This is a genomic window from Aerococcus viridans (genome assembly GCF_002871935.1).
Classification (GTDB): Bacteria; Bacillota; Bacilli; order Lactobacillales; family Aerococcaceae; genus Aerococcus; species Aerococcus viridans_B.
In genome coordinates this window covers 35,599-49,334 of sequence record NZ_PNHQ01000003.1, presented here as the reverse complement: position 1 = coordinate 49,334, position 13,736 = coordinate 35,599, and the positions used below count along the sequence as shown (strand labels likewise).

At 38.2% G+C, this 13,736-nt stretch carries 10 protein-coding genes; 5 read left to right on the top strand and 5 right to left on the bottom strand.

The window, feature by feature from the left end:
• The first annotated feature begins 28 nt into the window (after window positions 1–28).
• The 4 genes from rnc to ftsY all read left to right on the top strand — a co-directional run bounded on the left by rnc (window position 29) and on the right by ftsY (window position 6,716).
• On the top strand, window positions 29–724 hold the full coding sequence (rnc, locus tag CJ191_RS01840) for a ribonuclease III (protein WP_070468287.1): 696 nt from the start codon (window positions 29–31) through the stop codon (window positions 722–724).
• A gap of 20 nt (window positions 725–744) precedes the next feature.
• Window positions 745–4,311: a chromosome segregation protein SMC gene (smc, locus tag CJ191_RS01835; RefSeq protein ID WP_102198808.1), complete on the top strand. Its 3,567-nt coding sequence runs from the start codon at window positions 745–747 to the stop codon at window positions 4,309–4,311.
• 94 nt (window positions 4,312–4,405) lie between these two features.
• The gene (locus CJ191_RS01830; RefSeq protein WP_102198807.1) at window positions 4,406–5,227 is read left to right on the top strand and encodes a Cof-type HAD-IIB family hydrolase; all 822 of its coding nucleotides are present in this window, start codon (window positions 4,406–4,408) and stop codon (window positions 5,225–5,227) included.
• Window positions 5,228–5,690: 463 nt separating this feature from the next.
• Complete coding sequence (ftsY, locus tag CJ191_RS01825; protein ID WP_102198806.1) at window positions 5,691–6,716, top strand: signal recognition particle-docking protein FtsY; 1,026 nt, start codon at window positions 5,691–5,693, stop codon at window positions 6,714–6,716.
• A gap of 160 nt (window positions 6,717–6,876) precedes the next feature.
• Here the strand turns inward: ftsY and CJ191_RS01820 are convergent, their stop codons facing one another.
• From CJ191_RS01820 to CJ191_RS01800, 5 genes are all read right to left on the bottom strand, one after another.
• Window positions 6,877–8,892, bottom strand: a complete 2,016-nt coding sequence (locus tag CJ191_RS01820; protein ID WP_070468242.1) for an FtsX-like permease family protein — start codon at window positions 8,890–8,892, stop codon at window positions 6,877–6,879.
• Between the two features lies 1 nt (window position 8,893).
• Window positions 8,894–9,643 (bottom strand): ABC transporter ATP-binding protein, encoded by a 750-nt coding sequence (locus CJ191_RS01815; protein ID WP_102198805.1) that lies wholly within the window; start codon window positions 9,641–9,643, stop codon window positions 8,894–8,896.
• A gap of 139 nt (window positions 9,644–9,782) precedes the next feature.
• On the bottom strand, window positions 9,783–10,700 hold the full coding sequence (locus tag CJ191_RS01810; protein WP_102198804.1) for a sensor histidine kinase: 918 nt from the start codon (window positions 10,698–10,700) through the stop codon (window positions 9,783–9,785).
• Between the two features lie 52 nt (window positions 10,701–10,752).
• Window positions 10,753–11,439, bottom strand: coding sequence for a response regulator transcription factor (locus CJ191_RS01805; RefSeq protein ID WP_102198803.1), 687 nt, complete (start codon window positions 11,437–11,439; stop codon window positions 10,753–10,755).
• A 230-nt stretch (window positions 11,440–11,669) separates the two neighbouring features.
• A complete protein-coding gene (locus CJ191_RS01800) occupies window positions 11,670–12,155 on the bottom strand; it encodes an LURP-one-related/scramblase family protein (RefSeq protein ID WP_102198802.1) in 486 nt (161 codons plus the stop codon).
• Between the two features lie 336 nt (window positions 12,156–12,491).
• Here CJ191_RS01800 and serC point away from each other — a divergent pair, with 336 nt between their 5' ends.
• Complete coding sequence (serC, locus tag CJ191_RS01795; RefSeq protein WP_102198801.1) at window positions 12,492–13,574, top strand: 3-phosphoserine/phosphohydroxythreonine transaminase; 1,083 nt, start codon at window positions 12,492–12,494, stop codon at window positions 13,572–13,574.
• Window positions 13,575–13,736: the final 162 nt, after the last annotated feature.

Genomic DNA, 13,736 nt, shown 5'->3' with positions numbered 1-13,736 from the left:
TATTGAAATTGAAGAAGGAGGAATTTTCATGGATTTATCAGGTGTGAAGGCCTTATTGAAAGACCGGTTTGATTTGAAGATGCAGGATGAAAGGCATTATATTGAGGCATTTACCCATTCTTCGTATGTGAATGAGAACCAAAAGTTATCTTTAGAAGATAATGAACGAATTGAATTTTTAGGGGATGCGGTTTTAGAGTTAGTGGTGTCTAATTATTTATACAGACATTATCCTGAAATGGATGAAGGACGGATGTCGTCTTTACGTGCTTTAATTGTTCGTGAGGAGTCATTGGCTAAACGTTGTGTGGAGTGTGGTTTCGACCAGTTTGTCCGTTTGGGTAATGGTGAGGAAGCAAGTAATGGCCGCAAGCGCCCATCTTTATTATGTGATTTATTTGAGTCGGTACTTGGTGCAATTTATCTTGATCTTGGGTTAGATGCGATAGAGCATTTGATGTCCCTAACCATTTATCCTAAGATCAAGAATGGGGAGTTTACACGTTTGTCAGATGCGAAGACTGCTTTACAGGAAGAGTTACAAAAAGATGGTGCGATTCAATTGACCTATGAACTTGAGCGTGAGTCTGGTCCAGCACACAGTAAAGAGTTTCATGTGGCTGTTCGTTTATCTGATGAAATTATTGGAAGAGGTGTGGGCCATTCTAAGAAGGCGGCGGAGCAAGCTGCTGCGGCTAATGCCTTAACGATGTTGAAGAAATAGTGGGAGAAAGGAATTAGCCTGTGTACCTAAAAACAGTTGAAATGGTCGGCTTTAAAAGCTTTGCGGATAAGACGACAATCGAATTTGATAATGGGTTTACAGCTATTGTAGGACCAAACGGCTCAGGGAAGTCGAATATTACAGAGGCCATTAAGTGGGTTTTGGGGGAGCAATCTGCCAAGACCTTGCGTGGGTCTAAGATGTCTGATGTTATTTTCGCTGGTGCTGAAGACCGTCGTAAGGGGCAGTATGCGCAAGTCACCCTAACTTTTGATAATAGTGACCGGTCTTTAGCTTTTGATACCGATGAAGTAGCAGTTAGCCGGCGCTATACAGCGGCTGGGGATTCTGAATATATGATTAACCGTCGTCCATGTCGTTTGCGTGATATCACGGAGTTGATGATGGATACTGGGATAGGCCGAGATTCATTTTCAATTATTTCTCAAGGTAAGGTGGAACAAATTTTCACCCAGAAACCTGAGGATAGACGGGGGATTTTTGAAGAAGCTGCTGGGGTTATGAAGTACAAGTCGCGTAAGCATGAAGCTGAGCGGAAGTTGAAACATACCGAAGAGAATTTACACAGAATCTATGATATTTTATCGGAGATTTCTGACCGGATTGAACCCCTAGAAGCACAGAAAAACGCTGCTTTACATTACAAGGAATCAAAGGCTGAGCTATCTGAAATTGAGATTGCGCTAACAGCTGTTCAGATTGAAACCTTAAACGAACAGTGGCAAGTTGCGAAGAATGATATCCAAGCTTATGGTGAGGATATCTATAAACGGCGGGCTAATTTAAACGAGACGCAAGCACTTCTTAGTGAGTATAAAGATAAAGCGAGTCAAGCAGATGCATCTGTGAATGCATTACAAGCCCAGTATGTAGATTTGGTCAAAAATGCTGAGCAATTACAAGCTAAAATTCAAGTTCACCACCAAAAAGTCCTTTTCAAGGAGAATAATCAAGCCAGCCAAGCTGAAAACCTTGATAGTTTGAAGGCTTTGGTGAAGGACATTAAAGCGACCATTATCCAATTAAAAGCCCAATTAGGAGATATGGAAAAGGAAATCGCTGAAAAAGCGTCTGACCGTGATCGTTTACTATCTGCCCTTGAAGACCTTTCAGATGATTCTGAAGCAGCAGTTCAAGCTAAACGGACTGAGTATATTACCGCCTTGCAAAAGCAATCTAGCTTACAAAATGACTTGAGCCAGCTTGAAAAAGATATGGCCAATGAAGCGGCCACACTGAAAAAAGACCAATCAGACCAAACAGAAAAAGAAACGACCTTAGCTGATTTAAAAGATCAATTCACTCAGTCTGAAGCGGATAAGGAAACTTTGGGTCAGGAGATTGAAACCTTACTTAGCCAATATCAAGCTAAAAACCAAGCGGTAAAAGCCAAGCAAGATGAGGCTTACCGAGCGAATGAAGAAATGAACCAAGTCAATCAACGGTTGATGCAGGCAACTGCCCGCAAGGAATCGCTAGAAGATTTGGACCGTGACCATGCTGGTTTCTATCAAGGGGTGAAGGCTGCTTTAGACTTATCGGATAAAATACCGGGTGTCCACGGGGCAATCGCCCAATTGCTACGCGTGCCAGATCAATATACTGGAGCCGTAGAAACCGCGTTAGCTGGGGCTATGCAAAATATCGTTACCCAAAATGGTCAGGTCGCTAGCCAATTAATTGGTGAATTGAAACGGCAACGTGCAGGACGGGCGACTTTCCTTCCACTTGATGTGATTAAGGGTCGGTCAGTGAATCCTAATGACTTGAATAAAATTCAGTCAATGCCCGGTTTTATCGGTGTGATGGTTGATTTAGTTGATTTTGATCATCAATACCAACAAATTATGGCAAATTTAATGGGGAATGTCATTGTCGCTGATCATCTTGATAATGCCCGGGCCATAGCGAAAACCTTATATTCTCGCTATCGCATTGTGACGCTCGAATCAGATGTGATCAACGCTGGTGGGTCAATGACTGGTGGGGCAACGAAACGCAATCACAATGCTGGCCTATTATCAAGAAAGACAGATATCGACCATTTAAGTCAGGAAATCAAGTCCTTGACCGCTTCCGTAACAAACTTACAAGAAGCGACACAACAAGCATCACAAGAAGCTGAAGCAATGGTGAAAGAACTTGAAACAATTAAAGCACAAGGGGATGAAGCCCGCTTTAGTGAACGGGCGTTAACCAATGAAATTGACCAGTTAACCGGACAAATCGCAGCCCTTACTGAGGCTTTAAAAACGGGCGAAAGTCTGCAAGCTTCTGCTTTAAAAACGAAGACGAAACGCGAAAAAGCGAAAGAAAAATTAGTAGCGGAATTAAAAGATATTAATGAACAAGTAGATCAATTAAAGCACCTGATTGAAGATATGAATTTATCGGCTACTGATAAAACCGAAAAACGGCGGCAATTACAAGGGCAATTGCAGACTGCTGAAACAGATTTAGCGGTCTTAAAATCCCAATACAGCCAAGTTGAAAGTCAATTAACAGGTCAAGAAGCGGAATTAGCGGCAAAAGAAAATCAGGTAAGTCAAGTGGAAGCAGAACTTAAGTTGATGCAGGAAGCTATTCTATCCAATTCTGAAACTTCTGGTAGCTTGGAAGCTGACTATCAAGCAGCAGTGAAAGCACAGAAAGCTTGTGAAGATGAACTAAAAGCGGTACGAAAAACCCGCAATGAGGCGCAGAATAAGGCCGACGCCTTAGACCAAGAAGTCAAAGAAATGAATACCCAGCTCCAAGAATTGCTTGAAAAGCAAGCTAAAGTGGAGGCAACAGCTTCACGATATGAAGTATCAATTGACAATCATTTAACCCATCTTAGGGAAGCATATGGCTTGACCTTTGAACGGGCAAGGGCGACATCAGAATTAACCATGTCTATGGAATCAGCTTCCTTAAAAGTTCGTCAGTTGAAAAAGGAAATTGAGCAGATTGGACCGGTTAATTTAGCAGCGATTGATGAGTTTGAAGAAGTAAATGAACGGTTTATCTTTATGCAAAAGCAACGAGATGACGTGTTAGCGGCTAAAGAAAAACTTTATCAAACCATTTCTGAGATGGATGAGGAGGTGGCTGAACGATTTGAGCAAGCTTTCATCGCTATTCGAGATGCTTTTGAAAGTATCTTCCCTAAATTGTTTGGTGGCGGCCGTGCGAGTCTGAAATTGACGAGACCAGATAATCTGTTAGAAACTGGTATTGATATTGAGGCCCAACCACCGGGCAAGCGACTTCAACACTTATCCTTATTATCTGGTGGGGAGAAAGCCTTGACTGCGATTGCTTTGTTGTTTGCGATTTTAGATGTGAAAACTGTCCCATTCTCTATCTTAGATGAGGTAGAAGCGGCACTTGATGAAGCGAATGTAGCGCGTTATGGTCAGTTCTTACGTGATTTTGCGAATAAAACACAATTTATTGTGATTACCCATCGCAAGGGGACAATGGAATCAGCGAATATCTTGTATGGGGTAACTATGCAGGATGCTGGGGTCTCTAAGTTAGCGGCAGTTCGTTTAGAAGATTTCGATGAGAATTTACTAGAATAATCAAATTAAAGTGGGTTTAGTCGTTTTTCCTTTTGAAGTATGGCAAAATGTAAGTAAAGAAGTAAAAAATATGAAATAGAAATATGAGGGTATTATGATTGAATTAATTGCAATTGATTTAGATGGTACTTTGTTACGGGATGATAAGACCATTAGTGAGGGTAACCGTGCTATGGTTAGAAAGGCGATTGATAATGGTGTGGATGTCGCTATTTGTACTGGGCGACCACTTGAAGCGATTCAACAATTCTTGGATATTTTAGAGACCAATACTAGTGATCACTATTCAATTACCTATAATGGGGGACTCGTCGTTGAAAATAAGACGGGGAAGGTGGCTAGTCAAGTGACCATGTCTATGGCGGATGCTAAACGGTTATATGACGTGATGGCGTCTCTTGAATTACCACTTGAAGCGGTATTGATTGATGCGGTATACCAATTCCCATTCCCTGAAAATCATCCAGGTCTTTATCAAGAAACAATGAATTTTTTACCATTCAAACAATTTGATATGGACAATTTAGATCCAGAAACAGCCATTTTTAAAGTAGTCGTAAATACAGAAACGGATCATTTAATGGGTGTGATTGATCAAATTCCAAGCTGGGTATATGAAGATTTTGAAGTGATGCGTAGTCATCCATTCCAATTAGAAATTATGCCTAAAGGGGTTGATAAAGGGACTGGTGTGAGTCATTTAGCCGATATTTTAGAATTAACTAAAGACCAAGTGATGGTCATTGGTGACGAAGAGAATGACTTAGCGATGCTTAAGTGGGCAGGTACATCTGTCGTAATGGCAAATGGTCGACCAGATGTCAAAGAGCTCGCTGACTACATCACAGACTCGAATGAAAATGATGGGGTTGCTAAAGCCATTGATCATTTTGTTTTCTTTGAAACGGACAACTAATAGTTATAATAACTATTTTAAATTTCTAAAATTGTAAGTAAGCCGTAGGCTTTCACTACTTCTAGCATTGCCTTAAATGCAGTGGGACCGGAATTAGCTAAGGTCTAATTCCTTGCCTGACGATTCATTCTGTAAGGAATAAATTCCAAACAGAATGATATGGGTCAGTCATCCTTTTTCACTGCGAAGGCATGCTAGGATAGTTCCAGCCTCATGCTGAGTATAGCAATTATTATTTAATACAATATATATTGAGTTAATTAAATTTAAAATTTGTAACATAATGTCAACTTTATCTAATGGCATTTGCTTCTTGAAAATCTATTTGAATAGTTTTCAGGGGATAATATTTAAAACAATTTTAATCAGGAAGACTACTTTTACGATACGATATAAGTAGGTTTGTTGAAATATTATTTAACCTATATTTTACGAGATTTTATTTTAGTAAAGGAGTGATATGATGGGATTATTTGACCGTATTAAACGCGCGTTTACGGGTGAGGATGAGATTGTTGAGCAACAGCGTCAATCTGAATCACCTAGCCAAGAACAGATTGTCTTTGAAAAGTACGATAAGGGTGTTGAGAAGACACGTCGTTCTTTCTCTGAGCGTATGAATGAATTATTTGCTGGTTTCCGTCAAGTAGATGATGAATTCTTTGATGATTTAGAGGAGACTTTCATTTCTTCTGATGTTGGTTTTGATATGACACTTGCCTTATCTGATGCAGTGCGTGAGGAAGTGCAACGTCGCGGTGCTAGATCAGGTGAAGAAGTAAAGGATGTCATCATTGAGAAGATGGTGGATATTTACGACAAGGGTGGCGAGCCGGATGTTGAAATCAATGAAAATCCAGATGGTCCAACTGTTGTTTTATTTGTTGGGGTCAATGGTGTCGGCAAAACAACTACCATTGGTAAAATGGCTTACCAATTGAAACAAGATGGTAAAAAAGTCTTGCTTGCTGCAGGGGATACTTTCCGTGCGGGTGCGATTGAACAATTAGAAGAATGGGCACGCCGTATTGATGTGCCAATTGTCACTGGTAAAGCGCAAGGAGACCCAGCTTCTGTAGCCTTTGACGCGGCTAAAACTGCGCGTGAAGGTGGCTACGACTACTTATTAGTAGATACCGCTGGACGTTTACAAACTAAAATTAATCTAATGAACGAATTAGATAAAATGAAACGTATCTTAACAAGAGAATTACCAGGTTCGCCACATGAAATTTTATTAGTACTCGATGCAACAACAGGTCAAAATGCGCTAGTCCAAGCTAAAGAGTTTGATAAGACTGTGGATATTGACGGTATCGTCTTAACTAAACTTGATGGAACGGCTAAGGGTGGCGTGATCTTTGCGATTCGCTATGAAATGGATATTCCGGTTAAATTTATCGGACTTGGTGAAAAAGTGGATGATCTGCAAGTATTTGATGCAGAGAAATTTATTTATCAATTGATTAAAGATGTAATAGAAGTTTAACTTTAATAGATAGCAATAGACTAACTTAAGCCATAGATGAATGGCTAAGTTAGTCTATTTTTTTTGGTTCTATAATAAATAGTGTTGATGAAAAGTTTGATTCTATCGAAAAATATTTTAGGACTTTACTGCGTCGATACTTTTTTTAAGACCTGGTTATTTACATTTCTTTCTTTATGATTGCGTAGTACATTTTAGAGGTAATGAGGTAACAGATGGCATAGATGGCGATGAATACGACAATCACAATACCATAAGCTGTAAGTACGGTTGTAGGAGCAATTAGGCCTAGTGTTCGTAATAGCGACATGACAATTTTATATGCCATGATGGCGTTTAAGACTGCTACGATACTTGGTAGGGCGAATATCCAAAAGACTTGTTTTTGGATAGTTTGCTTGATCAAGCTATCAGGTAGACCAACTTGGTCCATGATATCGAATTTTTCTTTGTCATCATAACCTTCTGAAATTTGCTTAAAGTAAATCATTAGGATTGTACCAATAATGAGTACAATACCAACAATCATACCTAGGAACAAGAAACCACCATTTAAACTGTATAGTTCTTTGGTCATACTTTGTTTTGAGGAGATGCGATAAATATGATTGCCAAGGGTCAATGAATCAGGATTATCCACAATCATTTGTTCAATTTCTTTGGCTTGTTCTTCATCATCTACATCAAAGTAGAGACTTTGACTAGGCTCAGCTTTAATTGGTTCGTCACTACCGTAGACACTGATTAAGAAGTTTTCACGGATTTCATTTAGGACGTCTTCATTAGGAACAACTAGATACATAATGTCGCCAACGTAATTGGTTGGCATGTAGGTTTCGTCGATAGCCTGTAAGTCTAATACTTGCTTGTTGTCGTCTTCAGCTAATAGGGTAATTTGGTCTAACTCTTTTGCGTTTTTAATTTGACTAGCATACAGTGCTTGATTTTCTTCAAGTTGATAATCTTCTCCGTACAGTTCATTGAAGTCATCCACTGTTGTGAGTAATAAGTAAGCGAGCCATTCTGGTTCATCACTTTCTGGCTGGAAAACACCATTATTAAAGCGTGCACTAATTATGGTTAGGTCATAGCCCGATGCGAAGCTTGTATTGATGTCTTCACCTAAGTAGTTTGATATATCAGTAAGAAAATCTTCCTCAGTAAGTTTTTCCTGTTCACCATTTTCTGACACAATATAAGTCAATTCAAATTGACGGGGGGTTGCGCCTTCAATAATAGATGACATCCCCATATATAGGGATAGGGTTGTACCAATAGTAACGATGATACCTGTACAAAGGATGGCGATAGATGCTAGTGAAACGGCATTTGCCCGCATCCGGTATAACATGCCTGAAATCATTAAAAAGTTCTCTGGTTTATAGTAGTGTTTTTTATTTTTCTGTAAGGATTTTAAAACAAGAATTGAAAGACTGATAAATAGGCAGTAGGTACCAATGATAATCAGTAGAATTGTACCAAATAGGAGTGGCAACTGACTCATAGCGTTTGAGATTGTTAAGGCAAAATAGTAACCAGCCCCCATTGTCACTAAGCCGATAAGTAGGACAAGTATATTTGCTTTAGGCTGTTTTTCCCCAGCTTTTTTTGCTTGTAATAGTTCTGTTGCTTGTAACCGATTAAGACGAATATTATTGATCAAATATACGAAGAATATAATTAAACCACCGACAGCAACTGTATAACCAGCAACACCCAGAGAGAATGGATAATCCATTAGGGTGGCACCGGTGTCTTTCATCAGTTTGTTGATCATAATGAAGACTATTTTTCCAAAGATAAAACCGATACCTGTGGCTAAGGTGGTACTAGTGATCCATAAGATGCATTGTTCAATCAACATCATCAGTGAAATATGCTTACGCTCTAGACCGAGGACGGTGTATAAACCGTATTCAAGCCGCCTTTGTTTTTGGATGAAGTTATTGGCATAAATGGTAAAAATAGTAATTAAAATCGTAGATAGTAAGATGGCAAAGGCAATGATTGTTGGAAGTTGTGCATTTCGTTCTTGAACAAAATCATTGGTCATTAAGGATGCCATAATGTATTCCAAACCCATCAATAAGGTAAAGGATAGAAAGTAGGGAAAGTATACAGTAGCACGATTCTTAATATTGGTCACTGCCAGTTTTGTTAGCATTCCTAGGCGCATGTTACACACCTCGATTCGTTAACATGGTTAAACTTTGTGCAATTCGTTCGCGCATTTCTTGGTCATTTGCTTCACCGCGGTATAATTCATGGTAGACAACGCCATCTTTAATGAAAAGTACTCGTCCGGCACTTGCTGCAGCGGGGATTGAGTGGGTAACCATTAAGATAGTGTTACCACTTTGATGGATTTGCTTAAAAATGTCTAGAATTTGCTCTGATGATTTTGAATCTAAGGCACCCGTTGGTTCGTCCGCTAATAATAAGTTAGGTTGGGTGATGATTGCTCGGGCAATAGCTACCCGTTGTCGTTGTCCACCAGAAATTTCGTATGGGAATTTATCTAATAAATTAGCGATACCAAGTGGTTGAGCAATTTCCTCTAGTAGCTTTTCCATTTCACCTACAGGTACATTGGATAAGACCAATGGCAGTAAGATATTGTCTTTATTTGAGAAAGTATCTAATAAGTTAAAATCTTGGAAAATGAAACCTAATTTTTCCCGACGGAACTGGGCAATTTCCTTACTTTTAATGGTTGTGAGGTCTTGGCCTGCTAAGGTTACTTTACCTTCGGTGGCTTTATCGAAAGTGGCAATGATGTTTAATAGGGTCGATTTACCTGAACCGGATTCCCCCATGATTGCAACATATTCACCTTCATTCACGGCAAAGTCAATATTTTGTAGGGCAGTTGTTTCATTCCCCTTAGTTTTATACATTTTTTTAACGTTTTCTACATCTAATAACATGTGATTTCCTCCTTTTCATGTGACAAATTTGCTTATAGTTGTATTATGCCGAAGATAAGCCATGTCTACATTTATCTATTCTTACAAAACAAGAAAGAAACCTTACAAAATTGTAAGGTTCATTCGATAAAGGTATTTTTCAATAGATAGAGGGTACATGTTGGTGTAAATAGATGGTAAAAGTTGTGCCTTCATTCACTGTGGAAGTGACAGTGACGCGTTGGTTAAGCCGTGTAGCAATTGTTTTAACCAAATATAAACCGATACCGGATGATTTTTCATTTAACTGACCATTAAAACCTGAAAAGCCTTTGTCAAATATCTTTGGTAGATCACTTTCACGAATTCCTTTGCCATTATCTTTAATCGATAACGACATATTTTGAGCGTTAAATTGAATCCAAATATCACCATCACTCGTATATTTTAAGGCATTATTTAAAATTTGTTCAATCATTAAACTGGTTAAATTAGCTTCAGTAACAATCGATTCGTTAATGGCTTCATAATGTAATTTCACCTGTTGTTGAATAAATTGTACCCGGTATTTCTTGATTAAAGGTCGAATGATTGTATCTAGTGAAACATTTGTAAATGTTAGGTCACGATCGGGATTGACTAGTCGTAAATAATGCAATGCCATATTAGTATAGTTTTCAATTTCTACCATTTTTTGTTTTAAGTAACTGGCGCTTTGCTCACTTGATTGGTTGAGGATAAGTTGGCTAGCGGTAATGGGCGTCTTCATCTGATGTACCCACATTAAAAAGAATTCCTCCGTATCAGCTTGTTGTTGGAGGGCACTATTCTTAATCGTAGTTATTTGCATTTTTAATGCTTCATTCTCAGCTAGTAAATTTCTCTGTTCTTTTTGATAGAGCATTCGACCAGTAAAATAAATAATGCTGATAATGAAGAGTAACCATAGTAATAATTCTAGTACTGACTTAGATAAGTCAAACAAGAAAAATATTAATATAATAGTGGCAAAAAAGATGGACAAAAAGAGTAAGGTCATGCCTTCTTGACGGACAAAACGTTGAATCAATTGTTTCATTTATAGGTTACCTCTCTTTTATTATCTGTTTTTCTTATTAGATGTTAGGCATTTAATATGATTCCGCTTTGATGCGGTAGCCGTATTTTTTCTTCGTTTGAATAAAATTATCTAAGCCAATTTGTCGTAATTTTTTGCGAATTCTAGTCATATTTACGGCTAAAGTGTTGTCGTCAATAAATTGATCATTTTGCCAACAAAAATCTAAAATCCTCTCACGGGCTACATAGTCTCCCTTAGCTTGAAATAGGACCAGAAGAATTTGTAGTTCGGTAAAGGTGAGGCTAACTTCTGCCTGGTTGAAAGTAATTTTGGCTTTATTGGCATCAAGTGTGGCCCCCGAGAGTTGATAAGTATTAGCACCTATTTCCATAGAAAAGGTATAAGTTCTTCTAAGCAAAGCTTGAATCTTACTAACTGTAACCTGCATATCAATTGGTTTTGTAATATAGTCATCAGCGCCCATTTGAATTGCCATCACCATATCAACCGGTTCGCCAACTGAGGAAATAAAGATAATGGGTACTTGGGAAAACTTTCGAATTTCCTGGGTCCAAAAATAACCATTATAATTAGGCAAGTTTAAATCCATTAAAATTAATTGTGGATTATGGTGCTTGAATTCACCAAGGATATCTTCGAAATTCTCTGTAACGATTGTTTCATATTGCCATTTATTTAAAGCGGTGGCAAGACTTTGGGCAATCACTAAATCATCTTCTACTAACATGATCTTCATTATTTCACCTACTTTAGACAGTCTTTTCTACATTTTACCATAAGCAATTTTTGAAATTTAACCACAAAAAAACAGGCCTGGAATGAGTGCAGGCCTGTTAGTGTTGAAGAAAAATGTTTTAGCTGTTGCGCTAAAGTAGATTGATGTACTGAAAATTGTTGGGATGTATTTTCAGTACACTTCTATTATAGCGATTTCAGATTCGTTATTGGTCATCATTTTTACGTTTCTCAACCAGATTGTTGCTTGTCACGGATGGTATCAATTGCGAGAATGATCGCAAGCACAACAATGGGATCTACTTCAGTGTCATCAATGGTGATTTCAAAAGTGTCTGACCAAGATAGCAATTTTGCTTCAACCTCTGCAATTGTTTGGTGATCTGCATCTTTAATGACATAATGCCAATCTAAAAAGTCTCCTTCAATTGTCCAACCTAAATCTTGAATGGCCATCTTGGTTTTAAAAAATGTCAATTTTTGTTGGATAGTAGCCACATAATCATTGTCTCGGTAAATCTTTAGTTGGGTTAATAAGCGAAAGAGTGTTTCTTTTACATAAGCCAGTTCTTCATCTGTTAGGGCATCGTAGATCCGTAATTGACGGCCAAGTGAAAATAATTTACCTGATATACGAAATAAGGGTGTTTGATTGTGGTCGTAAATATTAAAATCTTGCTTCAACGAAAATACCTTTTGCTTCATATACAATTTCATGCGCTCACTCCCTTAAAGTCTTTTATCAAATTATAACTTATAAAATGTAGAAAGGACAATATATGTACTAGTTGGTGAGCATTCAGAATTTAAGTCTACTTTCTAATACACGAACGTTGTATATATATGTTTGTGAATGATCGGTTTATAAGCGTATAAAAAGTATAAAATTAAGGAATATATTCGATTTTTAATATGCACAAAGTGTTGTTTAGTATAAAAATGAGAGAAAAATAAGTTTAAATAAGGGTAGATTAAAATTAGATGAAAGCATATAATAGTGGTGACGATGTGAAGTCGTTCAAAACATGTAAACCTATAGATGGAGGAAATGAAATGACAACTGTTTATAATTTTTCAGCAGGTCCAGCAGTCTTGCCTAAGGCTGTATTAGAACAAGCACAAGCGGAACTTTTAAATTACAACGGTACAGACATGTCCGTAATGGAATTGAGTCACCGCTCATCCTCCTTCGTTGATATTATCGAACGAGCTGAACAACAATTACGTGATTTAATGCATATTCCTGATCATTATAAAGTTTTATTCTTACAGGGTGGGGCAACACAACAATTCTCAATGGTCCCAGCAAACTTGGCGAAAGGACAGAAGATTCAATACGTGAATACTGGTTCATGGGCCACAAAAGCCATTAAAGCTGCCCAAGTGTTAGAAGATGTGAGCGTTGAAGAAATTGCGTCTTCTAAAGCGGATGGCTATACTTCTGTACCTGATTTTGCTGCTGAAGCGGTTGATCCAGAAGCTGCTTACTTACATATCACCACTAATGAAACAATTGGTGGCGTGACTTTCCATGAAATCCCGAATTTTGATGGGGTGACTTTAGTAGCGGATATGTCATCTAACATTTTAGCGAATGACTATAATGTAGAAGACTTCGGTTTAATTTATGCTGGTGCCCAAAAGAACTTGGGTCCTTCAGGGGTAACAATTGTTATTGTGCGTGAAGATTTATTAAAGGAAGATACATCTCTACCAGACTTCTTCTCTTATGCAACACAAGCAGATAAAGGGTCTATGATCAATACACCACCAACATTTGCGATTTACATGGTTGGTTTGGTATTAGAATGGGTAGCAGCACAAGGCGGACAAGAGGCAATGTATAAGCATGCTAAAGAACGTGCGAACTTATTGTATGACTACATTGATCAATCTGATTTATTTGTAAATAATGTAAAAGTAGAAAACCGTTCATACACCAATATTCCGTTTTTAACGAATGATCCAGGATTGGATAAGAAATTTATTGCTGAGGCAGATGCTGCTGGCTTTAAGCAATTAAAAGGTCATCGTTCAGTGGGTGGTATGCGTGCTAGCTTGTATAATGCTTTCCCGTTGGAAGGTGTAAAAGCATTAGTCGAATTTATGAAAGCATTTGAAGAAGAAAATAAATAGAAATGTAATGAGCCTTCGGCTTGCACTACTTCTAGCATTGCCTTAAATGTAGTGGGACCGGAATTAGCCAAGGTCTAATTCCTTGCCTGACGATTCAGAGAGTAAGGCATAATCAGGCTCCAAAAGGCAAACTCAACGCCACTTCGCAAATAGTCTACGTGA